Genomic DNA, 26,556 nt, shown 5'->3' with positions numbered 1-26,556 from the left:
GGTGTCAGGTGGCCGAGACGCCGATCTGACCGTCGCGAAACGCCGCCACGAAGTGGGCGTGGTCATCGCGTACCCGGTCGGCGTAGGACATGCCCCAGTCGGTCAGCCACGACGTGAACTCGCGGCGGCGTCGGTCGAGGGAGTCGGCGATGGCGTCCTCGACCTGGAAGTCGACGAGGTCCTGCTCGCTGTCCTCGTCGGAGGCGCAGTGGATCTTGGCCGTGGCGCGGCCGAGCAGGTCGACCACCTCGGCGATGGCGTCCGGCTCGGTGAGGTCGCTCCAGTCCAGGTCGACCTCGTACGGCGACACCTCCGCGACGACGTACCCGACGCCGTCGAGCTTCGTGTGCCCGAGGAGCGGGTCGGTGTGCACCTGGAGCGCCCGCTGGCTGACGACCGTGCGTTGGCCCTCGTCGTCGAAGTAGTCGGCGACCTGGCGGGTGTCCACGAACCGGCTCACCGCAGGCACGTTGGCCTGCTTCATGGACAGCACGACGTCGTTGTCGAGCGACTGGCTGTATCCCTCGACGAGCAGGTTGTAGGCGGGTAGCCCGGCGCTACCGATGCCGAACCCGGACTTCCCGACGACGTCGCGCAGCTCGTAGAAGAGGTCGCGGTCGAAGCGCTTGTCCTCCGGGATCGTCTCCAGGTAACGCTCGAACGCCGTCACCACCGAGGCGCGCTCACGCTTGCCGAGGGAGCGGACGGTGCCGTCGTCGGCGAAGCGTCGCACGCCGTCGCGCAGCTCCGTGGTCCGGTCCAGCAGGTCGGCGCGTCGACGGAGCCTGGCCGAGCGCAGGGCGTCCAGGATCGGCCCGCTGGTGTTGTCGAGGCGGAGGGCGAAGTCGTGGTCGTCCTCGCTGCGGCGGTACTCGTCGACCTGGCTGAGGTAGGACCGGACGAACTTGCCGATCAGCCGCCGGACGTCATCCTCTGGCAGCGCCTTGTGCCACCCCACCAGGGCGAGCGAGGCCGCGAAGCGCTGGAGGTCCCACGTGAAGTGGCCGAGATAGGCCTCGTCGAAGTCGTTGACGTCGAAGATCAGGACGCCGTCGGAGTTGAGGTAGGTGCCGAAGTTCTCCACGTGCAGGTCCCCGTGGATCCAGATCCGGCTCGCGGACTCGTCGGCGAACGGGTCGTCCTCGCGCGTCACGTCGGCGTAGAAGAGACACGCGGACCCGCGATAGAAGGCGTGCGGGTCCGCGGCCATCTTGCGGTACTTGCCCCGGAAGGCCACCGGGTCGGCCCGCATCAGCGGGGCGAAGGCGTCGTCGAGGACCTCGACGATGAGGTCACGGCGATCCGAGTCGGCACCCATGGGCCCTCACTATGCACGACGGTCTGGGTACGCCGACTCAGCCGCATCCGGGTAGCAGGCCCGGTGTCCGGGTCGAGGACCGCCGCCACCGTTGACCCATGAACTCCTCACAGCCGTCCAAGAACACCCCCGCCTTCTTCCTGCAGGCCGGCATCTCGTTCGCCGTCGCCCTGCTCGCCATGGTCTTCGCCGTCCTCTACCTGCCGGTCGACGGGTGGATCCGCGCCTTCCTCGGGCTGGGCATCATGTACCTCACGACATCGACCTTCACGCTGGCCAAGTGCGTGCGTGACGCCCAGGAGAACCAGAGCGTCCACGCCCGCCTCGACCAGGCTCGGGTCGACCGGCTCCTCGCCGAGCACGACCCCTTCAAGGCCGTCTCCTGACCGCGACCACGATCCAAGACCGGCCCGGCGCCACCGTTGACCACGGTGGCGCCGTCGCCTTGACTGGGCCGACTGCCAGACACCCGACGCGAAGGGAGTCCCTCGTGGACCGTCGTACCGCGCTCGCCACCGCCCGCACCGTTGCCCGCAAGGCCGGCAGGATCAGCAGCAAGGTCGCGCTGCGCGTCGGTGAGGAGATCCGCGAGCGGCTGGAGGCACGGCGGCTGGCGAGTGCCGGCACTCCTGCTCGCACGGACGAGCCTCGGCGCCACGCGGCGGCCACACCGGCCGCACCGGACGCACCGGGCGCGCCGGAGCCGGTGCCACCGGCTCCGAGCCGGGGCCCCTCCCCTGCTGACGTCGCCCGCGCGGTCCAGCGCAATGCCGCGGGTCTCACCCGCGCGGCTCCCCAAGCGCCGAGGGGAACCCGCCGTCGTACCGGCCCCGGGGCCAAGCTTCCCGCCCGCGCAGGCCAGGGCATCGTGGGGGTCTGAGGTCCCGCTACCTCAGCTGGGCGCTGGTCAGTCCGAGCACCCGCCGGGCGATGATCAGCTGCTGGATCTGCTGGGTTCCCTCGAAGATGTCGAGGATCTTGGAGTCACGGGCCCACTTCTCGAGCAGCTCGGTCTCGGCGTACCCGACCGACGAGCACAGCTCCACGCAGGACAGCGTCACGTCCGACCCGACCCGACCCGCCTTCGCCTTCGCCATCGAGGCCTCGAGCGAGTTGGGTGTGCGGTTGTCGGCGAGCCACGCCGCCTTGAGCATCAGCAGCCGCGCCCCCTCCCAGTCCGCCTCGAGCCGGAGAAGCGTGGCAGCGGCAGCGTGCTGCACCTGGGCCGGGCGGTCGTAGTCGACCTCCACCCCGGCCTGCGCCAGCAGGTCGCGGGTGAGGTCGAGGGACGCGCGTGCCACGCCCACCGCCATCGCGGCCACGAGCGGCCTGGTGTTGTCGAAGGTGGCCATCGCACCCGCGAAACCCTGCTTCACGTCGACCTCGGGCGAGCCGAGCAGGTTCTCCTTCGGCACCCGGCAGTCGGTGAACGTGATGGCGGCCGTGTCCGAGGCCCGGATCCCGAGCTTCTTCTCCAGCCGCTCGACCGTCATGCCGGGCGTGCCCTTCTCCACGACGAAGCTCTTGATGGCGGCGCGGCCGCGTGTCCGGTCGAGGGTCGCCCAGACCACGACGCTGTCGGCCCGCTCCCCCGAGGTCACGTAGATCTTCTCGCCGTTGAGCACGTAGTGGTCACCGTCGAGCACGGCCGTGGTGGCGATGGCGGCCGAGTCGGACCCCGCACCGGGCTCGGTGATCGCCATCGCGGCCCAGGTGTCCCGGAACCGCTTGGCCTGCTCGTCGTCGGCCACGGAGGCGATGGCGGAGTTGCCGAGGCCCTGACGAGGCATCGACAGGAGCAGTCCCACGTCGCCCCAGCACATCTCCGCGATGGACATCACCGAGGCGAGGTTGGCGCCGTTGCGCACTCCCGGGTGCTCGTCGGGCTCCTCCTCGCGGCGTACGCCGGCGGCACCGGCTCCCTCGCTGGCCCCCGACTCGGCGAGCCCGTCGATCATGGCCGCGAGCATGTCGAGCTCCTTGGGGTACTCGTGCTCGGCGCGGTCGTACTTGCGGGAGATCGGCCGCAGCATGTTCATGGCGACCTGGTGCGCCTGGTCGCGCAGCGTCCGGAACCTCTTCGGGTCGTCGAGATGGATCATCAGACCAGCACGCTCCCTTCCATGACGCCGACGGCTCGCAGGTCGCGGTACCACCGCTCGACGGGGTGCTCCTTGACGTAGCCGTGGCCTCCCAGCAGCTGGACGCCGTCGAGGCCGATCTGCATCCCCTTGTCGGCGCAGAGCTGCCGGGCCAGTGCCACCTCGCGGGCGTGAGCCTTGCCGGCGGCGACCCGGGCGGCGGCCTTCCACGTCGTCAGCCGCATCGCCTCCAGCTCGGTGGCCATCGTGGCGACCATGAACGCGACGGACTGCCGGTGGGCGACGGGTTCGCCGAAGGCCTCCCGCTCCTTCACGTAGGGGACGACGTGGTCGAGCACGGCCTGCCCCGTGCCGACCGCGAGCGCGCACCAGGCCAGGCGGGAGAGCCTCACGCACTCGGTGTAGGTCGAGCCGTCGTCGGCGCCGAGGACCGCCTCGGCCGGGACCCTCACGCGGTCGAGGGAGACCCGGGCCAGGGAGGCGGCGCGGATGCCCATGGCCGGGTCGCCCTCGACGGTCAGCCCCTCGGCCCCCGACTCGACGACCACCAGGACCGGGCTGCCCTCGAGTCGGGCCCCGACCACGAACAGCTCGGCCTCCCGGGCCCGCGGCACGAGCGACTTCACGCCGGTGAGGACCAGCTCGTCACCGTCGCGCTCCGCCGTGGTGGCCGGGTTCAGGACGTCGAAGAGCGGCGTGGGCTCGTTGAGCGCCAGCGCCGCTGCGGGGACGTCGTCGCCGGTGAAGGCGGGGAGGTAGGTCGCCTGATGCTGCTCGGTCCCCCACAGCGACAGCGCCGTCGCGACCGCGCCGGGGGCCAGGACCGCGACGGCCTGGCCCATGTCGCCGCGGGACAGCGCCTCGGCCACCAGGGTCCCGGCGACCGCGGACCGCTCCTCGGAGATGCCGCCCAGCGACTCGGGGACGCCGAGCAGCGGCAGGCCGATCTCCAGGCTGCTCCCGAGCACCTCGGCCGGGGTCGCGCACGCCTCGTCGGCCGCGGTCGCGGCAGGCCTGACGACCTCCTGGGCGAACTCGGTGACGACGTCGACGAGCATCTGCTCGTCCTCGCTCGGCGTGAGGTCGAAGACACCCTGGTCAGCGGTGCTCGGCACCCGGACGCCATCCCGGTCGCGGGACCCGGCCCGGGCGAAGGTCCGGCTGGCCGCGGTGACGGTCCGGAAGCCGCTGCGGGTGACGGTGAAGACGGCCTGCTCCGCGTGCTTGCGCAGGCCGACCCGGTCGAGCAGCTCGCTCTGGGCGACCCGGTTGAGAGCCGCCACGGCATAGCCGATGGGGTCGCGGCTCTCCATGGCGGGAAGGCCGAAGCGACCTCCGGGCCTGAGGTTCCTCGTGAGGGACATGGCGCCAATGTAACTCCGAGTTACACATCGGGCTACAGGTGCGTCCGTGTCCCCTGCCACACCGGTGCGGGCCACCACCTACGATGCCCGCATGCCTGAGGATCCCGGCTCCGACCCGACGGTGCACGCCCCCCACGGCCCGCTCCCCGACGGCGGGACGGTCCGGCCGATCACCCGGTGGGGCACCGCTGTGATGCACCGGCCCCAGCAGCGGGTGACGGCGTACGACGAGGAGCTGCGGACCCTGGTCGCCGACATGGTGGCCACGATGTACGCCGCCGACGGCGTGGGACTGGCGGCGTGCCAGATCGGGGTCGACCGGGCGGTGTTCGTGTTCGACTGCCCGGACGACAACCACCGCCGCACGGTCGGCGTCGTGTGCAACCCCGAGCTGACCCTGCCCGACGTGGGTGCCCGCCAGCTCGACGTCAGCGACGAGGGCTGCCTGTCGCTGCCGGGCGCGTTCGTCGAGTGCGGACGTCCCGACCAGGCGACGGTGACCGGGACCGGCCTCGACGGCGAGCCCGTGTCCTTCAGCGGCGACGGCCTGCTCGCCCGGTGCCTCCAGCACGAGACCGACCACACGCAGGGAACGGTCTTCGGCGACCGCATCCCGACCAAGCTGCGCAAGCGGCTGGAGAAGGAGTCGGCGAAGGCAGCGGAGGACTACCCGCCGGAGTGGCCGGCCTGATCCACGACCGGGAAGGCGTGGCCGCCGCGTGCGGCCAGCGACTCGGCCACGACCCGCAGGTGGTCGTGGACCATCTCCTTGGGCATCGCCGGCAGCACGTCGTCCCAGAAGGCGAGCATGGGACCCCGCCCCTGCATCATCCCCGCGGGACGCGCGAGCGCCCAGAGGTGGAAGTGCTCCGCCCCGTCACCCCAGCGCGAGAAGTGGCACCGGGCCACCCCCGGGATCGACTTCACCGCAGCACTCAGGCGTTGGAGGAGCGGCCCGAGCCCCGCGAGCAGCTCCGGCTCGGCGTCCTCGAGCCTGACGTGGCGGCGCGGGGCGATGCCCCCGACGAATGGCAGGCCCATCCGGTCCCAGCCGGCCCGGACCTGCCAGTGGGCGTCGTGCCAGATCGTGTGCTCGGACGGCCGGCACAGACCGCACTCCGCGCGGTCCACGGCCCCGGCACGCGGCGCCTCCGGCACCAGCATGGGCTCGAGGGGCCGGAGCGTCGCTGCCTCGAAGCTCGACAGCGGGTCGTCGACGAGCGGGTCGGCCGGCAGGCGTTCCCCGATGGGCAGCCGGCGGTGGTAGGGCGAGTCGGCCGGTCGAGCTCCCGAGACGTCACTCATGGCCCTGAGCCTACCGACGAGCCGCCACGTAGCACGCGACCGCCGAGGCGGCCGCCACGTTGAGGGAGTCGATCCCGGCCCGCATCGGGATCACCGCGCGGCGGTCCGCGGTCTCCTCCCACCGCTTCGACAGGCCGTGGCCCTCGGACCCCAGGACCAGCGCGATCCGGTCGACCCCGGCCACCGCGTCCTCGATCGCCACGGCGTCGTCGGCCAGGGTGAGCGCCACGGTGGTCCAGCCGCGCGCCGACAGGTCCGGGAGGGCGTCGTACCAGTCCGGGAGTCGCGTCCACGGGGTGCTGAAGACCGCGCCCATGCCGACCTTGATCGCGCGACGGTAGAGCGGGTCGGCGCAGCGCGGGGACAGCAGCACGCCCTCGAAGCCCAGGGCCGCTCCCGACCGGAAGACCGCGCCGACGTTGGTGTGGTCGACCAGGTCCTCGAGCACCAGCACCGACCGGGCGCCGGCCAGCACGTCCGCGACCTCGGGCAGGGGCCGGCGGTGCAGCGCGGCCAGCGCCCCGCGGTGGACGTGGAACCCGGTCACCTGCTCGGCCAGTGCCTCCGGGACGACGTAGCAGGGCGCGTCGGTCGTGCCCAGCACGTCGGCGAGCCCGTCCAGCCAGCGGGGTGCCATGAGGAAGGAGCGGGCGGCGAAGCCGGCCTCGAGGGCGCGGCGCACCACCTTCTCGCCCTCGGCCAGGAACAGCCCCCGCTCGGCCACCAGGTGCTGGCGGAGCTGGACGTCGCGCAGGTCGCGGTAGTCGCCCAGCCGCGGGTCGGCGGGATCGGCGACCTCGATGAGCGTCGCCACTCACGGCCCCCCGAACGCCGCGGGGTGGGCCACCGCGACGACCTCACCCACCACGATGATCGCCGGCGGTCGGACCCGCTCGGCAACCAGCACGTCCGGCAGGGTCCCCAGGGTGGCCAGCACGGTGCGCTCGGCGGGCATCGTCCCGTCGCAGACCACGGCCACAGGGGTGTCGGGCTTGCGGCCGTGGGCCACCAGCGCCTCGGCGATCGCGGGCGCGTTCTCCACGGCCATCATGAGCAGCAGCGTGCCCTCGATGGAGGCCGCGGCCTGCCAGTTGACCAACGAGTCGGGATGTCCCGGCGGCAGGTGCCCGGAGAGGACCGTGAAGCCGTGGGCGACACCCCGGTGGGTGACGGGGATGCCGGCGACGGCCGGCACCCCGATGGGGCTGGGCAGCCCGGGGACCACGGTGACGGGGACGCCGTGCTCGCGGCACGCCTGCACCTCCTCGTAGCCGCGCCCGAACACGAAGCTGTCGCCTCCCTTGAACCGCACCACCCGTTTCCCGGCCCGCGCCCGGTCGACCAGCAGCCGGTTGATCTCCTCCTGCAGGGCCGAGCGGCCGCGCGGGAGCTTGGCCACGTCGACCAGCTCGACGTGGGGACCGAGGCCGTCGAGCAGCTCGCGGGGGGCGAGACGGTCGGCCACCACGACGTCGGCCGAGGCCAGGGCGTGCCGGGCGGCCACCGAGACCAGCTCGGGGTCCCCGGGCCCCCCGCCGACCAGCACCACGCCCGGCGACCGGTCGAGAGCCCCGGACGTCGGGAGCGTGCCGTCGCCGAGGGCGTTGACGATGGCGTCGCGCAGGGCGGCGGACTGGCGCGGCTCCCGGTTGCCCAGCACGGCGACCGTCACGCTGCCGTGGCGGCCCGACGCGGCCGTCCACGCCGAGGCCTCGCGGGCGTCGTCGCTGCGGACGCAGAAGATCCGCCGCTCGTCGGCGCCCGCGAGCACGCGGGCGTTGACGTCGGGGTCGTCGGTCGCCGCCACGACGTACCAGGCGCCCTCGAGGTCGGCGTCCTCGAACTCGCGCAGGACGAGGGTCACCTCGTGGGCCATCCCCTCCAGGGCGGGCGTCACCACGGGGGACACCACGACCACGTCGGCCCCCGCCGCCAGCAGCGCCGGCACCCGGCGCTGTGCGACGTGCCCACCCCCGACCACCAGCACTCGTCGCCCGGTCAGGCGGAGGCCCACCGGGTACGGAGGGTGGTCGGCGACGGGGGTCACGCACGTCATTCTCCCCGAGTCGGGCGCTCGCTAGGGTCGGTGTCATGAGTGTGGACACCACCATCCAGCGACCGGTCTCCCCCAACCCCTACGACCTGCTGCCGCCGCGGCCGTCCTTCACCGTGACCAGCGACGACGTCATCGACGGTCAGCCGCTCAAGGGCGACCAGGTCGCGGCCGAGGGCAACCGCTCCCCCCAGCTGTCGTGGTCCGGCGCACCGGAGGACACGAAGTCCTACGTCGTCACCTGCTTCGACCCGGACGCCCCCACCCCGAGCGGCTTCTGGCACTGGGCGGTCGTCGACATCCCGGCGGGCACCACCTCGCTGGACGGCGGCGCAGGCTCGGCCGGCGGCACGCTGCCGGAGGGCGCCTTCATGCTGCGCAACGACGGCGGCGGCGCCGAGTTCATGGGGGCAGCCCCGCCGCCGAACGACCAGCCGCACCGCTACTACTTCGTCGTGCACGCGGTCGGGGAGGAGTCGCTGGGCATCGACGCCGACGCCTCCAACGCCGTCATGAGCTTCAACCTCGCGTTCAAGACGCTGGCGCGAGCCGTCATCCACGGCACCTACGAGCACTGACGACTGCGCCCCGCGGGCTCAGGCGATCGGCGTCGCGGTCACGACGACGTTGCTGAGGTACTCCTCGCCGTTCCAGTCCTCGCACGTGATGAGGACCAGTCGGCCGTCGACCTCCTGGTCGAAGAGCGTGGCCGCGCGTCGCGCCAGCTCTCCCTTGCCGAGCACGACCGTGCTGCGCACCTCGTAGTCCACGCGGCCGCCCTCGTTGCGCAGCCACACCCGGTCGCCTGCCTCGAGCTCCTCGAGGTCGTCGAGCGCCCCTCCCCCGGAGCTCACGGTGTGGCCGGTCACCAGCGCCGAGCCTCGGTCCGCACCCGGCTCTGCTCCGTCGGCCCACCAGCCGAGGACCTGGGCGTCCGCCGGCGGCGTCAGGACGCCGCCCGGGGCCGCGACCGGGACGACCGGCGCCCTCACCCCGAGCCTCGGCAGCACGAGCTCCTCGGGCGCACCGGGCTCCCGCGGCACGCGCTGCTCGCGGGGGACCACGGCACCCCCCTCGGCTCCGACCGTGGGCGTCGTGGCCGCGGCGGGCGCCTCCCGCTCGGCCGGTCCCGTCCAGGCCACCACCCCGACGACGACCAGGGCGGCGCCGGCGAGCGCCAGCAGCAGCGTGAGCACGCCACCTGCTCTCCGGGATCGGACGTCGTCGTTCATGGTGCCTGCATTATCCCGGCGGGTCCGATCGACCCCGGGGGAACCGCCCGGTCGGGGCGTCCGCAAATGACCCGAGGTGACTATTGCCGTCGACCCCGCGTTGTTACCAAACTGTTCCTGTGACGCCCCCCAGCGTTACCAACGCAACACCCCGGTTACGCACCGGATCCACTTCGACACCCCTCCCGGTGGCCGACGGAACCGTCGGCCACCACCGGGGTCGCTCCCCCCGCGGCCCCCGCCCACCAGGCCGCGCCCGCCGGCCGGAAATGAGCTGCGATGCCCCCCGTCGCCCGACTGGTCACCACCGCCGTCCTGGCCGTGGTCCTGGCCGTCGTGCTGGGGGCGACCACCACCCTGTCGGCGAACGCCGCTCCTGGACCCCACTCCGGCAAGGCCGAGGCCACGGTCGAGCCGGAACGCTTCGAGAAGCGGGTCGTCGCACGCATCAACCGGGCCCGCGCCCGGCACGGGTTGCCCCGCATCCAGCGGCGGGGCGGCTGCGTCGACGGCATCGCGGAACGCTGGGCCAGTCGCATCGTGCGGACCGGACACCTCGTCCACCGCGACCAGCGCACGACGCTGGCTCGGTGCCGACTGGCGTGGACCGGAGAGACGTTGGTCCGTGGCAGTGGCCTCACACCTGCCATGGCCGTGAGGGCGTGGCTGGGCTCCCCCAGCCATCGCGCAGTGCTGTTGAAGAGACGTGCCCGCTGGGCCGGGTTGGGAGTACGCGTCGACGGGGAGGGCCGGGTCATCGGCGTCCTCAACGTCGGCGACCCGACCTGACCTGACGGGCCAGGAGGACGGCGAGGCTCGCCGGACCGCCCTCCGGTCAGCCGGTGTGTGGGCCACCGGCTGACCCCGGTCCCCGCTGACGTGGGAGGCGGGGACCGGGCGCGGGTCAGGTGCGGCGGATCGATGCACGTGGGCGACATCGGTCCGCCGCACCGTCACGTGACTGGCAGAATCCGCGCATGCCTGTCGGCCGTGCAGAGACCCGCCCCGACGTCCTCGGGGAGCCGTGGACCGCCGAGACGATCGGCCTGCCCCCCGACGACGAGGGCCCGGTCGTGGCGACGCTGGTGCACCACCCGGCCCCCCACCACACGGGTCGCGCCGTCCTCCACGTGCACGGCTTCGCCGACTACTTCTTCCAGACCGAGTACGCCGCGTGGTGGCTCGACCGCGGCTACGACTTCTACGCCCTCGACCTCCGCAAGTACGGCCGCTCGCTGCGACCGCACCAGACCCCGACGTACATCACCGACCTCCACGACTACTTCGCCGAGCTCGACCTGGCCTGGTGGCGCATCGTCGAGCGTGACGACCACCCGTCGGTCGTCATGTCGGCCCACTCGACCGGCGGACTCACGACGGCGCTCTGGGCGCACCACCGTCGACCGGCGGAGCTCGCCGGCATGGTGCTCAACTCGCCCTGGCTCGACCTCCAGGGAAAGGCGTGGCTGCGCACGCGCGCCGCACGGCTGATGCTCGAGCAGGTCGGCCGTCGCTCGCCGATGCGGGAGATCCCCCGCGAGGTCACCGGCTTCTACACCCGCAGCCTCCACCGGGACCACGACGGCGAGTGGGACTTCGACCTCACCTGGAAGCCCGTGGAGTCCTTCCCGGTCAGAGCCGGCTGGCTGCGGGCCGTCCGGCGCGGCCACGCCGAGCTCCACCGCGGACTGTCCGTCCCGTGCCCGGTGCTGGTGCTCTCCTCCGGCGCGACCGCCGCCCCGCTGGAGATGGGCGACGACGTCCACAGCCACGACATCGTGCTGGAGGTGCCCCACATCCGCCGTTGGGCGTCCTCGGTCGGCCCGCACGTGACCTACGTGGCCGTGCCGGGTGCCCGGCACGACGTGGTCCTCTCCCGGCCCGGACCCCGGGGGGTCGTCTACGACGAGATCGAGCGGTGGGTCGCCACCTACACGGCCGGCGACTGACGGACGCCGGACTCAGCCGGCCACGAACGCCACGATGGCGGTGACCCCGACCACCACGATGACGCCGCGCAGCACCGACGGAGGCAGCCGTCGCCCCACGGTCGCCCCAAGCTGGCCCCCCACCACCGCACCCGCGCCGATGAGTGCCGCGAGTGCCCAGTCGACGTCGGCGGCGACGACGAAGACGACGGCTGCGACAGCGTTCACGATGCCCGCGAGCACGTTCTTGGTCGCGTTGTGCCGCTGCAGGGTGTCGGTCACCCCGATCCCGAGGACCGCCATCAGCAGGACGCCCTGCGCGGCACCGAAGTAGCCGCCGTAGACGCCGGCCAGCGCCACGGCCGGCCACACCCAGGCAGCGCCGTGCTCAGGGAGGCCGCCGTTGAGCGCCGCACGCTCGGCGACCCTCCGGGCCACGGTCGGGCCGAGGACGACGAGCACCACCCCGAGCCCGATGAGCCCCGGGACGATGGCGTCGAAGGCGGCCGAGGGCAGCACGAGCAGCAGCACCGCGCCCGCCGTACCCCCGACGAGGGAGGCCGAGCCGAGCCGCAGCAGCCGCTCACGCTGGCCCCGGAGCTCCGCCCGGTAGCCGATCGCCCCCGAGACCGACCCCGGCACCAGGCCCACGTTGTTGGACACGTTGGCCGTGACCGGTGGGACGCCGAACGCCAGCAGGGTCGGGAACGTGATCAGCGTTCCCGACCCCACCACGGTGTTGATGGTCCCGGCGGCGACCCCGGCGAGCAGGACCACCACCGCCTCGGCGACGGTCACTCCGAGGGCGGCTCCTCCGGCGCCGGGCCCTCGTCGGCCGTCGGTGCCGACTTGGCGCTCGACCCGGGGTTGGCAGCGCTCTCGGCGGCGGCGATCGCCTCCTGCACGGCCTTGCTCGCCTCGCTGTGACCCTCGGCGATCGAGGCCGCCAGCTGGGGCTCGGACGGGCCCATGTCGACCCGCTTGCGGGGCGTCGCGTCCTGCGGGATGCCGGCGATCTCGTGGATCGAGGAACCGAGGCCCTCCAGGGCCTTGGTGATCTCGGACGGGATGACCCACACCTTGTTGGCGTCGCCCTCGGCGATCTTGGGCATCATCTGGAGGTACTGGTAGGCGAGCAGCTTCTGGTCGGGCTGCCCGTCGTGGATCGCCTGGAAGACGGTCTGGATGGCCTGGCCCTCACCCTGGGCACGCAGGATCGAGGCCTCCCGGTCGGCCTGGGCGCGCAGGATCTGCGACTCCCGATCGCCCTCGGCGTTCAGGATGGCGGACTGCTTGTTGCCCTCCGCGGTGAGGATCGCGGACTGCCGCTCACCCTCGGCGCTCAGGATCATGGCGCGCTTGTCGCGGTCGGCCCGCATCTGCTTCTCCATGGCGTCCTTGATGGACGGCGGCGGGTCGATCCCCTTGATCTCCACCCGGTTGACCTTGATGCCCCACTTGCCGGTGGCCTCGTCGAGCACCCCACGCAGGCCGACGTTGATCTCCTCGCGGCTGGTCAGGGTCTGCTCGAGGTCCATGCCGCCGACGATGTTGCGCAGCGTCGTCATGGTGAGCTGCTCGACGGCCTGGATGTAGTTGGCGATCTCGTAGGTCGCCGACACCGGGTCGGTGACCTGGAAGTAGATGACGGTGTCGATCGAGACCGTGAGGTTGTCCTCGGTGATCACCGGCTGGGGCGGGAAGCTGACGACCTGCTCACGCAGGTCGATCAGGTAGCGCACCCGGTCGATGAAGGGGACGATCAGCTTCAGGCCGGCATCCAGCGTCTGCTGGTACTTGCCGAAGCGCTCGACGACGCCGGCACGGGCCTGCGGGATGATCTTGACGGTCTTCGCGAGCAGCACGATCGCGAACAGCGCGACCAGTGCCATCACGATGAGCAGGACGGGCATGACTCTCCTCTTCTCGGCTGTGCGCTCGGGCTCAGAGCTCGAGCCGCGGCACCGGGTGGACGTAGGCGGTGGCGCCGCGGATCTCGAGGATGTCCACGGTCTCCCCCGCCTCGATCGTCAGGGTCTCGTCGTAGGGCTTGGCGGTCCAGATCTCACCCGAGGCCTTGATCTCCCCCGGGTCCATCGCCGTCACCGCCCGGGTCACCGTGCCCTGCGTCCCGATCAGCCGGGTGTGGCCGATCCGGAGCTCCGGGCCCGTGTGGAGGCGCCGCGCCAGGCCCGGCCGCACGATCGCGAGCATCCCCACGGACACCGCGATCGCCACCAGGAACTGCACGAGGACCAGCTCGGTGAAGAGGCTCGTGACCAGCCCGCCCGCGGCGCCGGCCGCCAGCATGATCAGGACCAGGTCGAGGCTGAACATCTCGGCCACGCCGAGCAGGATCGCGAGACCGAGCCAGGCCTCGGTCGCGTACTCGCGGATCCACTCCATGCCGTCAGCCTATAAGGGGGCCGGATGCGGAGGGGCCCCTTTCAGCCCGCGTGGCGGCGTGTACGGCGGCGCGCGGTGTAGCGGCCGCCCTCGCGGCGCACGACCAGCGGCATGCCGAAGGTCAGGGCCAGGTTGGCCTCGGTGACGACGTCGGCCATCGGACCGGCAGCCACCACGGACCCGGCGCGGAGCAGCAGCGCGTGGGTGAAGCCCGGCGGGATCTCCTCGACGTGGTGGGACACGAGGACCGTCGCCGGCGCAGCGGGGTCCGAGGCGAGCACGGACATCGTGTTGACCAGGTCCTCCCGGCCCCCCAGGTCCAGCCCGGCCGCCGGCTCGTCGAGCAGCAGCAGCTCCGGGTCGGCCATGAGCGCGCGAGCGATCTGCACCCGCTTCCGCTCGCCCTCGCTGAGGGTGCCGAAGGTCCGGTCGGCCAGGTGGCTCACCCCGACCTCGACGAGCAGGTCCCGGGCGCGCTGGTGGTCGAGGTCGTCGTAGGTCTCGCGCCAGCGGCCGACGACGGCGTACGACGCGGAGACCACCACGTCGTGCACCCGCTCGTCGCGCGGCAGCCGCTCGGCGAGCGCGGCACTGGTGAGGCCCACGCGTGGCCGGAGCTCGAAGACGTCGACGGTGCCGAGGACCTCGTCGAGGATCCCCGCGACGCCCCCGGACGGGTGGATCTGGGCGGACGCGACCTGGAGCAGGGTGGTCTTGCCGGCACCGTTCGGTCCGAGGACCACCCACCGCTCGTCCGCGCACACCCGCCAGTCGACGGAGTCGAGGAGCACGGCGTCCCCGCGGCGCACGGTGACACCGGCGAACTCGAGGACGGCTGACATGGGCGTCACCCTATCCACCGGTCCGAGGGCGGGCGCGGCGTATCCTCGCGCGCCGTGACCTCCTCGCTGCCGCTCTCCGCCCGGCTCGCCTGGTGGGGCACGGCGTGGCTGCGCGGCCTGGTCGCCACCGACCTCGTCCTCGACGCGGTCGCGGCCGACGGCCGGCTGCACCAGGGTCCCGACGGCGAGTCGCTGGTGGGCACGCTGGGGCTGCTCCGGGTGGCAGGAGCGACCGGCTGCGGCATCGCCCTGCCCGTCGCCGGCGACCCACTCGGCCTGGGCGGACCGGCCGAGCTCAACGACCTGGCCCTCGAGCTGGGCGAGGCGATGGTCTGCGCGGAGGCCGGGCTCGCCCTCGTGCCCGAGGCCGGGCCCGAGGTGGTCACCTGGCACGTGCGGCCGGCGTCGCATCGTCAGCTTCCCGACGTCGGAGAGGCGGACCGGGAGCTGCGAGCCGAGACCCTGCGTGCCGCCGACGAGCTGGCCGCTCTCGACGTCGCGCGGTGGCGGCCCGAGGTCGCGGACCTGCTCATGGCCCGCAACCGCCCGGACCCGGACGGCCCGCCGGGGGTCCCGGCGCGCTGTGTCGCGCTTGCTTCCCGGGCGGCCTCCGCCCTCCTCGTCGTCGACCTCGGCCTGGACGACGACGGTGGGGCGCTCTCCGTGGACGAGGCGAGCCGTCGCCGGGCGGCGCTGGTCCCCCTGGAGCGGTCCGCGCGCCGGGCGCTGGTCGCCGCGTGCTCGAGCGAGGCCTGGCCCGCCGACTGAGGCGCGGCCGCCCGACCTACGTCTATTTGGGGATTGCCAGCCGCCCCCGAGAGCCTCACCGTGGGAGGAGGCGCACGCCGGTCCGGCAAGAAGGACGGGGGAGGCGGGTCGTGCCACGAGTCGTTCGACGAACCACCCGGTCAGTGGTGACCGGGGCACTGCTCACCCTCGGCGCGGTCGCGGCGACGAGCACGGGTCCGACCTCGGCCCGGGCCGTCGAGGAGGCGCCGAGCACGCAGGACCCACCCAACGTGGTCGTCGTGCTCGTCGACGACGGGCGGCTCGACGACCTGGCCGCAATGCCGCGGACGCAGGCAGGTATCGGGGACGCCGGCGCGACGTTCTCGCGCTTCTACGCGCCGTTCCCGCTCTGCTGCCCGGCTCGCGCCACGCTCCTCACCGGCCAGTACGCGCACAACCACGGCGTGCTGAGCAACAAGGCGCCGACCGGCGGCTTCAGCACGTTCGACGACGACCCGACCCTCGCGACCTGGCTCACCCCCACCCACCGCACCGGGTTCATCGGCAAATACCTGAACGGCAACCCACCGCACTACCGCCCCCCGGGGTGGGACGAGTGGATGGCGCCGCGACAGGTGCACAGCTTCACCAACCCGCGCTGGTTCCTCCACCAGGGCGTTTCCGGGACCAACCTCGACCTCCCGGGCTACCAGACCGACACCATGGCTGCGCTCGCGGCCGACTTCATCGCCCGCAACGCTCCCGGGAGCGAGCCCTTCTTCCTGCTCACCGCGCTCGTCGCCCCACACGACGGGCTGCCGCGCGACCCCGACGACGTGGTGGGCTTCCCGAGCCCCTACGTCAAGCCGGACTACCGGGACCGCTACGCGCACGCCACCAACACCGACCCCTCGTTCGACGAGGCCGACGTCTCGGACAAGCCCATCCGACCACCGCCGCTGACGCCGCAGCAGATCCTCGGCATCACCGAGCACCTCCAGCAACGGCTCGAGGCCAGCCTCTCCGTCGACGACGCGGTGGCGACGGTGCTGACGGCACTGGCGGACTCGGGTGAGCTCGACCAGACCTACGTCGTCTTCACGTCCGACAACGGCCTGATGCTCGGGGAGCACCGGATCCCGGGTGGCAAGACGGCGCCGTACGAGGTCGCCAACCACGTCCCGTTCCTGGTGCGGGGACCCGGGATCAACCCGGGCACCGTCGTGCCCGACGTGGCGGCTCAGGTGGACCTCGTGCCCACGGTGCTGGCCGCCGCGGGACTGCCGGTGCCCGCGAGCGTCGACGGCATCGACCTGCGGCCGCTGATCGACGCTCCGGGGTCCTCGACCCGAGCCGGGGTGCTGCTCGAGGCGACTGCCGTGAAGTCCCAGACCGTCCCGCCCCCGTGGCTCTACCAGGGCGTCGTCGACGGCCGGTGGAAGTACGTCGACCGGACCAAGGCGACGTCGCCGGACGAGCTCTACGACCTCGAGACGGATCCCTACGAGCTGACCAACGTGTGGTCCAGTCCCGAGACCGCGGAGGTCCGCGACCGGCTCGCGTCGCTCCTCGCGTCCTACCGGACGTGCGCCGGCAGCTCCTGCCGTTGACGACGCCCGGCCCGTGGTCGGTCAGCGGGTCGCGGGGGCCCAGGGGTTAGCCTCGACCCGACATGGACGAGGACCTGCCCAGGACGCTGCTGATCACGCTCACCGGCAAGGACCGGCCCGGCGTGACCTCCACCGTCTTCAGGACCCTGCAGGGCGCCGGGGTCGAGGTCCTCGACGTCGAGCAGATCGTCCTCCGGGGACGCCTGATCCTCGGGGTCCTCGTGACCGCCCCCCGCGACTCGACGAAGCTCGGCGCGGCGGTGCAGGAGACCGCTGCGTCCCTCGACATGGCCGTGGAGGTGGAGCGCGGCGTCGGGGACAACAAGCCACGGCAGCAGGGCCGCTCCCACGTCACCGTCCTGGGCACCCCGCTCAAGGCGTCCCACATGGCTGCCGTGGCGGGGCGGATCGCCGACTGCGGCGCCAACATCGACCGGATCGAGCGGATGGCCCGCTACCCGGTGACAGCGATCGACCTCCACGTCTCCGGCGCCGATCCTGAGCGGCTGCGCACCCTGCTCGCCACGGAAGCGGCTGCCCAGGAGATCGACATCGCCGTACAGCCCGCCAACCTGCTGCGCCGGTCGATGCGCCTCGTCGTGCTCGACGTGGACTCCACCCTGGTCCAGGGCGAGGTGATCGAGATGCTCGCGGAGCGTGCCGGCCAGGCGCGAGAGGTCGCCAGGGTCACCGAGTCGGCGATGGCCGGCGAGGTCGACTTCGAGGAGTCGCTGCGCGAACGCGTCGCCCTCCTCAAGGGGCTGCCGGCGTCGGCCCTCGACGATGTCTACGACGCCCTCGTCCTGGCCCCGGGCGCCCGCACGATGGTGCGTACCCTGCGACGTCTCGGCTACCGCTTCGCGCTGGTCTCCGGCGGGTTCAGCCAGATCACCGACCGGCTCGCCGAGAGCCTGGGCGTCCACTACGCCCGCGCCAACGAGCTGGAGGTCGTCGACGGCCGCCTCACGGGCCGGATCGTGGGCGACGTGGTCGACCGGGCCGGCAAGGCGGTCGCGCTGCGCGAGTTCGCCGAGGCGGTCGGCGTCCCGGTGGAGACGGTGATCGCCATCGGCGACGGCGCCAACGACCTCGACATGCTCAACGCCGCCGGTCTCGGCATCGCCTACAACGCCAAGCCGGTGGTCCGCGAGGCAGCCGACACGTCGGTGAACGTCCCCTACCTCGACGCGATCATGTACCTGCTCGGCATCTCCCGCGAGGAGATCGAGGCCGCCGACGCCGAGGCCGGGATCGTCACACCCTCACCGCCGCTGCCGGACGCCCGTCAGGAGCGGTAGGCCACCAGCCGCGCGGACCCGGGCGCGACGTCGGCCCAGGCGCCGTCGTAGGCGAAGACCGCCGCGGCGCCCGGCGGGAAGCCGGCGGCGAGCAGCGCCGCGCCGGCGTCCGGGTCGCCCCTGCCGTCGTCGAGGGTCTGCGCCAGCGAGGCCATGGTGGGGTTGTGGCCGACCACCACCACGGTCGAGGTCTGGGCGGGCAGCTCGCCGAGCAGGTCGAGCGCGGTCTCCGGCTCGGCGGTGTAGAGGCTGCGCGATGTCTCGGCGCCGAGCTCCCACCCGGCGCCGGCCGCGAGTGCCTCCCACGTCTGGACCGCTCGCACGGCTGCGGAGACGAGGGCGTGGTCGGGGACCAGACCCTCGGCGGCCAGCTCGGCCCCTCGCTCGCGGGCAGCGGCGTCCCCCTCCTCGGTCAGGGTCCGCTCGGCATCGGTCCGGCCCGACTGCTCGGCCCTGGCGTGGCGGACGAGGACCAGGTGACGCGGCTGCTGCACCCGCCCACTGTCCCAGCCGCTAGCCTCCCTGTCATGCCGAGCGGACCCCTCATGATCATCGGTGGCGCCGAGGACAAGCTCCGCGGCCGCGGCATCCTGCGCGAGTTCGTCCGGGCCAGTGGCGGCCCGGACGCCCGGATCGCCGTGATCCCCACGGCCTCCTCGCTCGGCGACGAGGTGGTCGAGGTCTACGACGCCGTGTTCCGCACGCTGGGAGCGGCCGAGGTGGTCCCCGTGAGGCCGGAGTCCCGCGACGAGGCCGGTGACCCCGAGCTCGTCGACCGGGTCGCGGACGCCACCGGGATCTTCATGACGGGCGGCAACCAGCTCAAGCTCTCCGCCGTGATCTGCGGCACGCCTGTGGGCGACGCGATCGTCCAGGCGCACCGGCGGGGCGTCGTGGTCGCCGGCACCTCGGCCGGTGCGAGCATCCAGTCCTCCCACATGGTGGCCTTCGGCGGACCCGGCGCGACGCCCAAGCAGCGGATGACCCAGGTCGCCGCCGGTCTCGGCCTGCTCGGGTCGGCCGTGGTCGACCAGCACTTCGAGCAGCGGAACCGCTACGGGCGGCTGCTCATGATCGTGGCCCAGTCCCCGCAGCTGCTGGGCATCGGTGTCGACGAGGACACGGCCGCGGTCGTGACCGAGGAGGAGGGTCGGCAGGTCATGCGGGTCCTCGGCAAGGGCGCCGTGACCGTCCTCGACCCCTCGCGCATCGTCACCAACGCCTACGAGGCGAAGCGGTCGAGCGCGCTGCTCGCGAGCGGGGTGGTGATGCACGTGCTGCCGGCGGGGGCCGTGTTCGACCTCGACGACCGCTCCCTCGTGCCCCGCGAGCCTGCCGTCGACGCCGAGGACGCCGCCGAGCTCGCCGCCGCCCAGCTCGACATGCGGCGGATGGCCCGGGACATCGCCGCCGCCGACGCCTCTCCCGCCACGCTGCGCCGCCGCCTTGCCCGGACGCGCCAGCAGAACGCCCACCACCAGGACGGAGACTCCCGATGAGCGAACGCCCGACTCCCGACCTCACGATCCTCGAGACGCGGGTCTACCGGGGGGCGAACGTCTGGTCGTACGAGAAGGCGATCCACCTGGTGGTCGACCTGGGTGTCCTGGAGAGGTTCCCCACCAACACGCTGCCCGACTTCACCGACCACCTGGTGCAGATGCTCCCCGGCCTGCGCGAGCACTCCTGCTCACGGGGTCGGCGCGGCGGCTTCGTCGAGCGGCTCCACGAGGGGACCTGGCTCGGGCACGTGGCCGAGCACTGTGCCCTGGCCCTGCAGCAGGTCGTGGGCCATGACATCCGGCGCGGCAAGACCCGCTCCGTGAAGGGTCGCGAGGGCGTCTACAACGTCATCTACGGGTACGTCGACGAGCAGGTCGGCCTCGCCGCCGGGCGCCTCGCCGTCCGGCTGGTCAACCACCTCGTGGAGGGCGACCCGGAGTTCGACTGGGACACCGAGCTCGAATCGTTCATCAAGCGTGCCGAGCGCACCGCGTTCGGGCCCTCCACCCAGGCGATCGTCGACGAGGCGGTCTCGCGCGACATCCCGTGGCTCCGGCTCAACCAGCACTCGCTGGTCCAGCTGGGACAGGGCGTGCACGCCAAGCGCATCCGGGCCACGATGACCTCGGCGACCTCGTCGATCGCGGTCGACGTGGCCTCCGACAAGGACCTGACCACCAAGCTGCTCGGTGCCGCCGGCCTCCCCGTCCCCCGGCAGGAGACGGTGACCTCGGCCGACCGGGCCGTGGCCGCGGCGGCCCGTGTCGGCTACCCCGTCGTGGTGAAGCCGCTGGACGGCAACCACGGGCGCGGGGTGTGCCTCGACCTGACCGACGAGGCCGCCGTCCGCGAGGCGTTCCCGGTCGCACACGCGCAGTCGCGCCGGGGCTACGTCATCGTCGAGTCGTTCATCACCGGCAAGGACTACCGCTGCCTCATCATCGACGGCCGGATGGTCGCGATCGCCGAGCGTGTGCCGGCCCACGTCGTGGGCGACGGGACGTCGACCGTGGAGCAGCTCGTCGACCTGACGAACGCCGACCCGCGACGGGGCGTGGGCCACGAGAAGGTCCTCACCCGGATCAAGCTCGACGCGGCGGCCGAGGAGGTGCTGGCCTCGCAGGGTCACAAGCTCGACTCGGTCCCCGACGAGGGGGAGATGGTCAAGCTCGCCCTCACCGGCAACATGTCGACCGGTGGCATCTCCATCGACCGCACCTTCGAGGCCCACCCGGAGAACGTCGAGATCGCCGAGGAGGCGGCCCGCATGATCGGGCTCGACATCGCCGGCATCGACTTCATCTGCCCCGACATCACCGAACCCGTCCGCGAGACCGGCGGCGCGATCTGCGAGGTCAACGCCGCCCCCGGGTTCCGGATGCACACGCACCCGACGATCGGGGAGCCCCAGTTCATCGCGAAGCCGGTCGTCGACATGCTCTTCCCGCCCGGGGCGCCCTCCCGGATCCCGATCGTGGCCGTCACCGGCACCAACGGCAAGACCACGACCTCGCGGATGATCTCCCACATCTTCAAGGGCATGGGCCGCAAGGTCGGCATGACCTCCACCGACGGCGTGGTCATCGACGAGCGGCTGGTCATCCGGGCCGACGCCTCCGGCCCACGCTCGGCCCGGATGGTCCTGCAGAACCCGCGGGTCGACTTCGCGGTCTTCGAGGTCGCGCGGGGCGGCATCCTGCGCGAGGGCATCGGCTACGAGCGCAACGACGTGGCCGTGGTGCTCAACGTGCAGCCCGACCACCTCGGGATGCGCGGGATCGACACGGTGGAGCAGCTGGCCGACGTCAAGGCGGTCATCGTCGAGGCGGTGCCGCGCACCGGCGCGGCCGTGCTCAACGCCGACGACCCGCTGGTGCGGGAGATGCGCCGCCGGTGCAGCGGTGAGGTGGTCTGGTTCTCGATGGAGGAGCCGGGCAGCGAGGCGCGTGACCTGATCGACGCCCACTGCCGTCGCGGGGGCAAGGCCCTCGTGCTCAACCCCTCCGACCGCGGCGAGATGATCGTCGTCAAGCACGGACGTCGCGAGATGCAGCTGGCCTGGACCCACCTGCTCCCGGCGACCTTCGGGGGCCGCGCCCGCATGAACGTGCAGAACACTCTCGCCGCGGCCGCGGCGGCCTTCGCGGCCGGGGCGCCGTTGCACGACATCCGACAGGGGCTGCGCAGCTTCTCCACCAACTACTACCTCTCCCCCGGTCGCCTCAACGAGGTCGAGGTCAACGGCGTCAACGTCATCGTCGACTACTGCCACAACGCGCCGGGGATGCGGATGCTGGGCGACTTCGTCGACCGCGTCGGCGACTCCCTCTCCTCCAGCCACGACCTGGCCCGTCCCTCCCGGATCGGCATCGTCTCCACGGCAGGAGACCGCCGTGACGAGGACATGCGCGAGCTCGGCGAGGTCGCGGCCCAGCACTTCGACGTGGTGATCGTGCGCGAGGACGAGGCGCTGCGCGGGCGGGAGCGCGGCGAGGTCGCCGAGCTGGTCCGCGAGGGAGTGGAGCGGGCAGTGGCCGCCGGCGCCCGCTGCAAGCAGGTCGAGGTCGTCCTCGAGGAGATCGACGCGATCCGGCACGCGATGAACCGTGCCAACAAGGGCGACCTGCTGGTGGTCTGCGTCGACAAGCACGGTGAGGTCATGAGCGAGCTGGAGAACTGGTCCAACCAGGCCTACGCGGGTGCCGGCGCCGGCGCGGAGTACCCCGCCGGCGACCCCGACTACGCGCCCCCCGCCGACGGCTGAGTCCCGAGGACCTCCGCGACGAACTCCCGGACGACGGGGTGTGCGGGGTCGATGAGGTGCCCGCCGGGCACCACCTCGCGCCGTGCGCCGGGCAGGCCTGCCACGAGCCGTGCGTTCACGGCGTGCAGCTCCCGGGCGGAGTCGGCACCCGAGACCACGAGCGCAGGGACGCGCACCGACGCCAGCTGCTCGTCGGTGGGCTGGAAGGGGTCGGCGCTGAGGTCCAGCCCGTGACCGCGGAGCTCCGCCAGGAGGGCGGGGCTGCCCGCGGTGAACAAGTCGCGCGCCTCCTGCGGCAACCCGCGCCACAGCTGGGGGCCCAGCGCGTGGTCGAACATCGCCCGGGCGGCGTCGGACGGGTCGCGGTCGGCCGCAGCCAGCACCGCCCGGCGTACGCCGACGGCCCAGGTCCGAGCGCCGTCGTCCACCGCGAGGACCGCCGGCTCGAGCAGCACGAGTGCGCGCACGAGCTCGGGGTGCTCGATCGCCAGCGCGAGTGCGATCAGCCCTCCCGTGCTGCGGCCGATCACCACGGCCGGTGAGTCCGCCAGGGCAGTCAGCAGGGCCGCCGCGTCGGCGACCTGGTCGGCCAGGTCACAGGGGGGCGGCGCCGGGGTGATCTCGCTGCGCAGGTAGCCGCGGCGGTCGTAGAGGATGACCCGCCCGAGCCGGCCGAGCTCCTGGGCGGCCTCGGACCAGAACACCGCGGCACTGGGGCTCCCGTGGATGCCCAGGATCGGGTCCCCGGTCCCGTGCTCCTCGTGGTGCAGGGCCCAGCCCTCGCCACCGACGACGGCCATCGGGCCAGCCTACGCCCGGGACGGGTCGCGGTGCCCGGCCCGCGCGACCGCGCGTATGCCGCATATGCGGGATGCCCGTCCCCGCGCCGGGCGAGACCCTCGGATGACTGGCGCGCGGGATGCAGCGCGTTCCGCCGTCCGCGCAGCCGCAGCGAGAGGGGGGTCCTCGTGGCAAGTGCCGCCAGCCTGCTCACGGCGGTCATCGTCGTGATCGCCACCCTGGTCCTGGCGCCGCCGGCCCAGACGGCGAGGAAGCGTGTGGTCGGCTGCACGCACGCCTACTGGAAGCACCACCGGGACGCGTGGCAGCAGATCGCACCGCAGCACTCCTTCGGCGCCGTCTTCGACGGCGCCGGGGGCCGCGTCGCGCGCCTGACCATGCTGGAGGCGCTGCGGGCTCGCGGTGGCCGGGGAGTCGAGGGCGCCGAGCGCACGCTGGCCCGGGCAGCGGCGGCCGCCTGGCTCAACGCGGCGCACGACGACGTGGACTACCCGTGGAGCCACACCGGGTTCGGGGAGGGTGGCAGGCCGGGCCTGGTCAACGCCGTGAACGTGGCCTTCACCAACGGCGACCGGGCGACGATGCTGGCCCTCGCCGGGTGGCTCGACCACGACAGCAACCGCACGGAGTGCCCCCTCGACTGACTCCCGGGGCCGTTGGGCCCGGTGCGGTCAGTCCCCCGCCAGGCCCCGCGCCAGCCCCAGCCCGAGCCCGTCGACGGAACGGTCGTCGTCGGCGAGGACGACCACCGCGACGCCGTCCTGCGGCTGCACCCCGACGAACGACCGGTAGCCGGCGGTGCCGCCGTTGTGCCAGAGAAGCGCGCCCCCGCGCCCGTGCAGGCGGAGCCAGCCCAGGCACTGGTCGATGCGGCGGCCGGGCACCCGCACCTGGTGGGTGAGCCGGATCGCTGCACCCAGCCGTCCCGGAGGCGGGTCGAGCTGCGAGGCCGCGAACCGCTGGAGGTCGGCGAGGGTCGACCACAGCGCTCCCGCTCCGGCGAGGGCGTCGAACCGCCAGGCGACCGGGTGAGGTCTCCCCCGGCGCCGCCGGCCGACCGGGCCGCCGGGCGCGCACCCGGTGCTCGTCATCCCGAGCGGCCCGGTGACCCGGGTGCGGAGCAGCGTGTCGAGGTCCGCGCCGGCCCAGGCGGTCAGGGCGTGCCCCAGCAGCCCCACCCCGAGGTTGGAGTAGCGCGGGCGCGACGAGGGCGTGGCGCGGGTGCTCGCCAGCGCCCGGAGCAGCGCGTGGTGGTCGATGTCGGCGTAGGGATCGGGGTGGCGCCGCAGGGCGCGTGACCAGAGGTCCCGGGGGATCCGCGGCAGCCCCGAGGTGTGCGTCGCCAGCTGCTCGAGCGTCGCCAAGGTGACGGGCCCGGTCAGGTCGGGCAGCAGCTGACCGACCGGCTGGTCCAGCCGGAGTGAGCCGTCCTCGACGTACGTCGCGAGGAGCAGGCTGGTGAAGACCTTGGTCACCGAGCCGATCTGGAACGCGTCGTCGGGGTCGCCCGACCAGGTCACGGGCGCGCCGGCCACCACTCCCCCGGCCGCCAGTCGGTGCCGGCGATGCTTCTCGCGCGCGACCAGGACCTCGGGGGTGTCAGCCACGAGCGCGGCGGACCTTCTCGGCCAGCACCTCCGGGGTGTCGGACGTGCCGCCCTGGGCCGCGATCCAGTCGTAGACGGCCTCCCGCTCCGCGTGGCACATCAGGCCCACGACGTCGCCTGCCTCCGCCTGCGCCACGAGGGCAGCCAGCGCCTCGACCTCGGTCGCATGGGCGGGGACGTCGGCGACGCCCACGCGCTCGGCGCCCGCGCGCAGCAGCGCCTCGAGCTCCTCGGTCGTGCGCCCGCGCAGGTAGTGCTGCTTGTGGCCGATCGCCACGATGTCGCTGCCCATCGCGCCGATCTCTCCCAGCCGCTCGATCAGCTCGTCCTGGCGGTCGCCGACCGCCCCCAGCCCGAGCAGCAGCCGCGAGCCCGGGCGGCGTACGCCGGCCATGACCTCGAGCAGCGCCTCCAGCCCGGCCTCGTTGTGGGCGAGGTCGACCACGACGGTCACCGCACCGAGGGAGAAGACGTTCATGCGGCCGGGGTTGTGCTCGGCATCGGTGCGGAAGCTGCGCAGCCCGGCGACGACCTGGTCGCGCGGGATGCCGACGCCGAGGGCGGCCGACGCTGCTGCCAGGGCGTTCTCGACGTTGAAGCGTGACAGGCCCGCGAGGGTCATGGGGACGTCGGCGAGCTCGACGAGCGGGTCGGGGTCGGCGCCCGGCTCGAGCACGGCGATCCAGCCGTCGATCACCGTCGTGGCTCGGCCGCCGGCGGCCAGCGTCTCGCGGATCGCCGGCGCGTCCGGGTCACGCGAGAAGACCCACGGTCGGGCCCGGATCGACGACCGCATGCCGAGCACCCGGGGGTCCTCGGCGTTGAGGACGGCCCATCCGTCCCTGCGGGTGATCCTCGGGACCACGCCCTTGACCTCCGCCAGCTGGTCGAGCGTGTCGATGCCGTGGAGGCCGAGGTGGTCGGCGGAGACGTTGGTGACGACCGAGACGTCGTTGCGCGACACCCCGATGCCCCGGAGCAGGATGCCGCCGCGGGCGGTCTCGGTGACCGCGAGCTGGACCTCCGGATGGGCGAGCACTCGCCCGGCCCCGCTGGGGCCCGAGTAGTCCCCCGCCTCCACGAGCTCGCCGTCGACGTAGATGCCGTCGGTGCTGGACCAGCCGACCACCCGGCCGTCCGTCCGGGCGATGTGGGCCACGAGCCGGCTCGTCGTGGTCTTGCCGTTGGTGCCGGTCACGGCGACCACCGGGACCTGCGGGGTGATCGTGCGTGGCCCCTCGCCCAGGGCCACGCCGGCGACGGCCTCGGCCGCCCGGGCCACGGCCGCGTCGATGTCGTCGTCGGTGACCCGGTCCAGCACCGCGGCGACCGCCCGCCCCATCTCCTGCGCGCGCTCGCGGTGGCGCCACGGGTAGGCGACGACGAGCCGGTGGGGGTCGCTGGTGGGCCGCACCCGGACCGCCAGCCGCGTCGTACCGCTTTCGACGGCGATGGTGCGCACCAGGCGGGCGACCGCCCGCGCCGCGAACCGCTGGCGGAAGCCGGTGTCCGGCTCACCCGGACGCGACTGCGCCAGGCCGATCCGGCGGGCGAAGCGCGCGGCGACCTCGGTCGGCACCGACGCGAGCCCGGTGATGTCGAGCGTCAGCTTGACGGCCGCCCGGGGGAAGTACAGGTTCGGTCCCTCGAGGACGCGGAGCTCGACGAGTGAGGTCACGACCCGACGCTATCGG

27 protein-coding genes are annotated in these 26,556 nt (G+C 73.1%); 12 read left to right on the top strand and 15 right to left on the bottom strand.

Annotated elements, in window-relative coordinates:
- Positions 1–4 precede the first annotated feature (4 nt).
- Positions 5–1,318, bottom strand: coding sequence for a DUF2252 domain-containing protein (locus tag K6T13_RS08895; RefSeq protein WP_222894244.1), 1,314 nt, complete (start codon positions 1,316–1,318; stop codon positions 5–7).
- A gap of 98 nt (positions 1,319–1,416) precedes the next feature.
- Between K6T13_RS08895 and K6T13_RS08890 the strand changes: the two genes are divergently transcribed.
- Entirely contained in the window at positions 1,417–1,704 is a 288-nt protein-coding gene (locus tag K6T13_RS08890; protein WP_222894243.1) for a YiaA/YiaB family inner membrane protein, read from the top strand.
- A 104-nt stretch (positions 1,705–1,808) separates the two neighbouring features.
- Positions 1,809–2,198, top strand: coding sequence for a hypothetical protein (locus K6T13_RS08885; protein WP_222894242.1), 390 nt, complete (start codon positions 1,809–1,811; stop codon positions 2,196–2,198).
- A 7-nt stretch (positions 2,199–2,205) separates the two neighbouring features.
- Here the strand turns inward: K6T13_RS08885 and K6T13_RS08880 are convergent, their stop codons facing one another.
- Both K6T13_RS08880 and K6T13_RS08875 read right to left on the bottom strand, forming a co-directional pair.
- Positions 2,206–3,420, bottom strand: coding sequence for an acyl-CoA dehydrogenase family protein (locus tag K6T13_RS08880; protein ID WP_222894241.1), 1,215 nt, complete (start codon positions 3,418–3,420; stop codon positions 2,206–2,208).
- The gene (locus tag K6T13_RS08875) at positions 3,420–4,784 is read right to left on the bottom strand and encodes an acyl-CoA dehydrogenase family protein (protein WP_222894240.1); all 1,365 of its coding nucleotides are present in this window, start codon (positions 4,782–4,784) and stop codon (positions 3,420–3,422) included. The genes K6T13_RS08880 and K6T13_RS08875 overlap by 1 nt, the downstream gene beginning before the upstream one ends.
- A gap of 91 nt (positions 4,785–4,875) precedes the next feature.
- Between K6T13_RS08875 and def the strand changes: the two genes are divergently transcribed.
- Positions 4,876–5,475 (top strand): peptide deformylase, encoded by a 600-nt coding sequence (gene def / locus K6T13_RS08870; protein ID WP_222894239.1) that lies wholly within the window; start codon positions 4,876–4,878, stop codon positions 5,473–5,475.
- Here def and K6T13_RS08865 read toward each other — a convergent pair.
- The 3 genes from K6T13_RS08865 to cobA are packed head-to-tail and all read right to left on the bottom strand — an operon-like array spanning position 5,451 to position 8,136.
- The gene (locus K6T13_RS08865; protein ID WP_222894238.1) at positions 5,451–6,089 is read right to left on the bottom strand and encodes a hypothetical protein; all 639 of its coding nucleotides are present in this window, start codon (positions 6,087–6,089) and stop codon (positions 5,451–5,453) included. The two genes, def and K6T13_RS08865, sit on opposite strands and share 25 nt — an antisense overlap.
- Before the next feature lie 10 nt (positions 6,090–6,099).
- Positions 6,100–6,903: a TrmH family RNA methyltransferase gene (locus tag K6T13_RS08860; RefSeq protein WP_222894237.1), complete on the bottom strand. Its 804-nt coding sequence runs from the start codon at positions 6,901–6,903 to the stop codon at positions 6,100–6,102.
- Positions 6,904–8,136: a uroporphyrinogen-III C-methyltransferase gene (gene cobA, locus K6T13_RS08855; RefSeq protein WP_249423685.1), complete on the bottom strand. Its 1,233-nt coding sequence runs from the start codon at positions 8,134–8,136 to the stop codon at positions 6,904–6,906.
- A 44-nt stretch (positions 8,137–8,180) separates the two neighbouring features.
- On the opposite strand from cobA, the gene K6T13_RS08850 reads away from it, so the two are divergent.
- On the top strand, positions 8,181–8,720 hold the full coding sequence (locus K6T13_RS08850; protein ID WP_222894235.1) for a YbhB/YbcL family Raf kinase inhibitor-like protein: 540 nt from the start codon (positions 8,181–8,183) through the stop codon (positions 8,718–8,720).
- Positions 8,721–8,738: 18 nt separating this feature from the next.
- Here the strand turns inward: K6T13_RS08850 and K6T13_RS08845 are convergent, their stop codons facing one another.
- A complete protein-coding gene (locus tag K6T13_RS08845) occupies positions 8,739–9,374 on the bottom strand; it encodes a class F sortase (RefSeq protein ID WP_222894234.1) in 636 nt (211 codons plus the stop codon).
- Between the two features lie 279 nt (positions 9,375–9,653).
- On the opposite strand from K6T13_RS08845, the gene K6T13_RS08840 reads away from it, so the two are divergent.
- Together K6T13_RS08840 and K6T13_RS08835 are read left to right on the top strand one after the other, a co-directional pair.
- Entirely contained in the window at positions 9,654–10,163 is a 510-nt protein-coding gene (locus tag K6T13_RS08840; RefSeq protein WP_222894233.1) for a CAP domain-containing protein, read from the top strand.
- A gap of 188 nt (positions 10,164–10,351) precedes the next feature.
- Complete coding sequence (locus K6T13_RS08835; protein ID WP_222894232.1) at positions 10,352–11,323, top strand: alpha/beta hydrolase; 972 nt, start codon at positions 10,352–10,354, stop codon at positions 11,321–11,323.
- A 12-nt stretch (positions 11,324–11,335) separates the two neighbouring features.
- Here the strand turns inward: K6T13_RS08835 and K6T13_RS08830 are convergent, their stop codons facing one another.
- Genes K6T13_RS08830 through K6T13_RS08815 form a run of 4 tightly spaced genes read right to left on the bottom strand, consistent with a single transcriptional unit; the run spans position 11,336 to position 14,550 of the window.
- The gene (locus tag K6T13_RS08830) at positions 11,336–12,100 is read right to left on the bottom strand and encodes a sulfite exporter TauE/SafE family protein (protein WP_222894231.1); all 765 of its coding nucleotides are present in this window, start codon (positions 12,098–12,100) and stop codon (positions 11,336–11,338) included.
- Positions 12,097–13,215 carry an SPFH domain-containing protein gene (locus K6T13_RS08825; protein ID WP_222894230.1) on the bottom strand — a complete coding sequence of 373 codons (1,119 nt, stop codon included), beginning with the start codon at positions 13,213–13,215 and terminating at the stop codon, positions 12,097–12,099. The genes K6T13_RS08830 and K6T13_RS08825 overlap by 4 nt, the downstream gene beginning before the upstream one ends.
- A gap of 31 nt (positions 13,216–13,246) precedes the next feature.
- Positions 13,247–13,708: an NfeD family protein gene (locus tag K6T13_RS08820; RefSeq protein WP_222894229.1), complete on the bottom strand. Its 462-nt coding sequence runs from the start codon at positions 13,706–13,708 to the stop codon at positions 13,247–13,249.
- 41 nt (positions 13,709–13,749) lie between these two features.
- Entirely contained in the window at positions 13,750–14,550 is an 801-nt protein-coding gene (locus tag K6T13_RS08815) for an ABC transporter ATP-binding protein (protein WP_222894228.1), read from the bottom strand.
- A 54-nt stretch (positions 14,551–14,604) separates the two neighbouring features.
- Here K6T13_RS08815 and K6T13_RS08810 point away from each other — a divergent pair, with 54 nt between their 5' ends.
- The 3 genes from K6T13_RS08810 to serB all read left to right on the top strand — a co-directional run bounded on the left by K6T13_RS08810 (position 14,605) and on the right by serB (position 18,187).
- Complete coding sequence (locus K6T13_RS08810) at positions 14,605–15,318, top strand: hypothetical protein (RefSeq protein ID WP_222894227.1); 714 nt, start codon at positions 14,605–14,607, stop codon at positions 15,316–15,318.
- Positions 15,319–15,464: 146 nt separating this feature from the next.
- Positions 15,465–16,889: a sulfatase family protein gene (locus K6T13_RS08805; RefSeq protein ID WP_222894226.1), complete on the top strand. Its 1,425-nt coding sequence runs from the start codon at positions 15,465–15,467 to the stop codon at positions 16,887–16,889.
- A 62-nt stretch (positions 16,890–16,951) separates the two neighbouring features.
- A complete protein-coding gene (gene serB, locus K6T13_RS08800) occupies positions 16,952–18,187 on the top strand; it encodes a phosphoserine phosphatase SerB (RefSeq protein WP_222894225.1) in 1,236 nt (411 codons plus the stop codon).
- Here the strand turns inward: serB and K6T13_RS08795 are convergent.
- Positions 18,175–18,681, bottom strand: coding sequence for a SixA phosphatase family protein (locus K6T13_RS08795; protein WP_222894224.1), 507 nt, complete (start codon positions 18,679–18,681; stop codon positions 18,175–18,177). The genes serB and K6T13_RS08795 overlap by 13 nt on opposite strands.
- A gap of 33 nt (positions 18,682–18,714) precedes the next feature.
- Here K6T13_RS08795 and K6T13_RS08790 point away from each other — a divergent pair, with 33 nt between their 5' ends.
- A complete protein-coding gene (locus K6T13_RS08790) occupies positions 18,715–19,686 on the top strand; it encodes a cyanophycinase (RefSeq protein WP_222894223.1) in 972 nt (323 codons plus the stop codon).
- Complete coding sequence (gene cphA, locus K6T13_RS08785; RefSeq protein ID WP_222894222.1) at positions 19,683–22,454, top strand: cyanophycin synthetase; 2,772 nt, start codon at positions 19,683–19,685, stop codon at positions 22,452–22,454. Before K6T13_RS08790 ends, cphA begins: the two co-directional genes overlap by 4 nt.
- Here cphA and K6T13_RS08780 read toward each other — a convergent pair.
- The gene (locus K6T13_RS08780; protein WP_222894221.1) at positions 22,430–23,254 is read right to left on the bottom strand and encodes an alpha/beta fold hydrolase; all 825 of its coding nucleotides are present in this window, start codon (positions 23,252–23,254) and stop codon (positions 22,430–22,432) included. The genes cphA and K6T13_RS08780 overlap by 25 nt on opposite strands.
- A 168-nt stretch (positions 23,255–23,422) precedes the next feature.
- Between K6T13_RS08780 and K6T13_RS08775 the strand changes: the two genes are divergently transcribed.
- The gene (locus K6T13_RS08775; RefSeq protein ID WP_222894220.1) at positions 23,423–23,899 is read left to right on the top strand and encodes a hypothetical protein; all 477 of its coding nucleotides are present in this window, start codon (positions 23,423–23,425) and stop codon (positions 23,897–23,899) included.
- A 27-nt stretch (positions 23,900–23,926) separates the two neighbouring features.
- Here the strand turns inward: K6T13_RS08775 and K6T13_RS08770 are convergent, their stop codons facing one another.
- Together K6T13_RS08770 and K6T13_RS08765 are read right to left on the bottom strand one after the other, a co-directional pair.
- Positions 23,927–24,862, bottom strand: coding sequence for a serine hydrolase domain-containing protein (locus tag K6T13_RS08770; protein WP_222894219.1), 936 nt, complete (start codon positions 24,860–24,862; stop codon positions 23,927–23,929).
- Entirely contained in the window at positions 24,855–26,540 is a 1,686-nt protein-coding gene (locus K6T13_RS08765; protein WP_222894218.1) for a Mur ligase family protein, read from the bottom strand. The genes K6T13_RS08770 and K6T13_RS08765 overlap by 8 nt, the downstream gene beginning before the upstream one ends.
- Between the last annotated feature and the right edge of the window lie 16 nt (positions 26,541–26,556).

It is taken from the genome of Nocardioides coralli, from assembly GCF_019880385.1.
GTDB lineage: Bacteria > Actinomycetota > Actinomycetes > Propionibacteriales > Nocardioidaceae > Nocardioides > Nocardioides coralli.
The sequence above is the reverse complement of the archived record's forward strand: the minus strand, read 5'-3'. Positions and strand labels throughout refer to the sequence as shown.

What these genes read in the sequence shown, in the direction of transcription:
- K6T13_RS08890 (WP_222894243.1), top strand. Translation starts at nt 1,417, where the DNA reads ATGAACTCCTCACAGCCGTCCAAGAACACCCCCGCCTTCTTCCTGCAG.
- K6T13_RS08850 (WP_222894235.1), top strand. Translation starts at nt 8,181, where the DNA reads ATGAGTGTGGACACCACCATCCAGCGACCGGTCTCCCCCAACCCCTAC.
- K6T13_RS08815 (WP_222894228.1), bottom strand. Translation starts at nt 14,550, where the DNA reads ATGTCAGCCGTCCTCGAGTTCGCCGGTGTCACCGTGCGCCGCGGGGAC.
- serB (WP_222894225.1), top strand. Translation starts at nt 16,952, where the DNA reads ATGGACGAGGACCTGCCCAGGACGCTGCTGATCACGCTCACCGGCAAG.
- K6T13_RS08880 (WP_222894241.1), bottom strand. Translation starts at nt 3,420, where the DNA reads ATGATCCATCTCGACGACCCGAAGAGGTTCCGGACGCTGCGCGACCAG.
- K6T13_RS08835 (WP_222894232.1), top strand. Translation starts at nt 10,352, where the DNA reads ATGCCTGTCGGCCGTGCAGAGACCCGCCCCGACGTCCTCGGGGAGCCG.
- K6T13_RS08845 (WP_222894234.1), bottom strand. Translation starts at nt 9,374, where the DNA reads ATGAACGACGACGTCCGATCCCGGAGAGCAGGTGGCGTGCTCACGCTG.
- cphA (WP_222894222.1), top strand. Translation starts at nt 19,683, where the DNA reads ATGAGCGAACGCCCGACTCCCGACCTCACGATCCTCGAGACGCGGGTC.
- K6T13_RS08840 (WP_222894233.1), top strand. Translation starts at nt 9,654, where the DNA reads ATGCCCCCCGTCGCCCGACTGGTCACCACCGCCGTCCTGGCCGTGGTC.
- K6T13_RS08790 (WP_222894223.1), top strand. Translation starts at nt 18,715, where the DNA reads ATGCCGAGCGGACCCCTCATGATCATCGGTGGCGCCGAGGACAAGCTC.
- def (WP_222894239.1), top strand. Translation starts at nt 4,876, where the DNA reads ATGCCTGAGGATCCCGGCTCCGACCCGACGGTGCACGCCCCCCACGGC.
- K6T13_RS08820 (WP_222894229.1), bottom strand. Translation starts at nt 13,708, where the DNA reads ATGGAGTGGATCCGCGAGTACGCGACCGAGGCCTGGCTCGGTCTCGCG.
- K6T13_RS08875 (WP_222894240.1), bottom strand. Translation starts at nt 4,784, where the DNA reads ATGTCCCTCACGAGGAACCTCAGGCCCGGAGGTCGCTTCGGCCTTCCC.
- K6T13_RS08780 (WP_222894221.1), bottom strand. Translation starts at nt 23,254, where the DNA reads ATGGCCGTCGTCGGTGGCGAGGGCTGGGCCCTGCACCACGAGGAGCAC.
- K6T13_RS08895 (WP_222894244.1), bottom strand. Translation starts at nt 1,318, where the DNA reads ATGGGTGCCGACTCGGATCGCCGTGACCTCATCGTCGAGGTCCTCGAC.
- K6T13_RS08865 (WP_222894238.1), bottom strand. Translation starts at nt 6,089, where the DNA reads ATGAGTGACGTCTCGGGAGCTCGACCGGCCGACTCGCCCTACCACCGC.
- K6T13_RS08825 (WP_222894230.1), bottom strand. Translation starts at nt 13,215, where the DNA reads ATGCCCGTCCTGCTCATCGTGATGGCACTGGTCGCGCTGTTCGCGATC.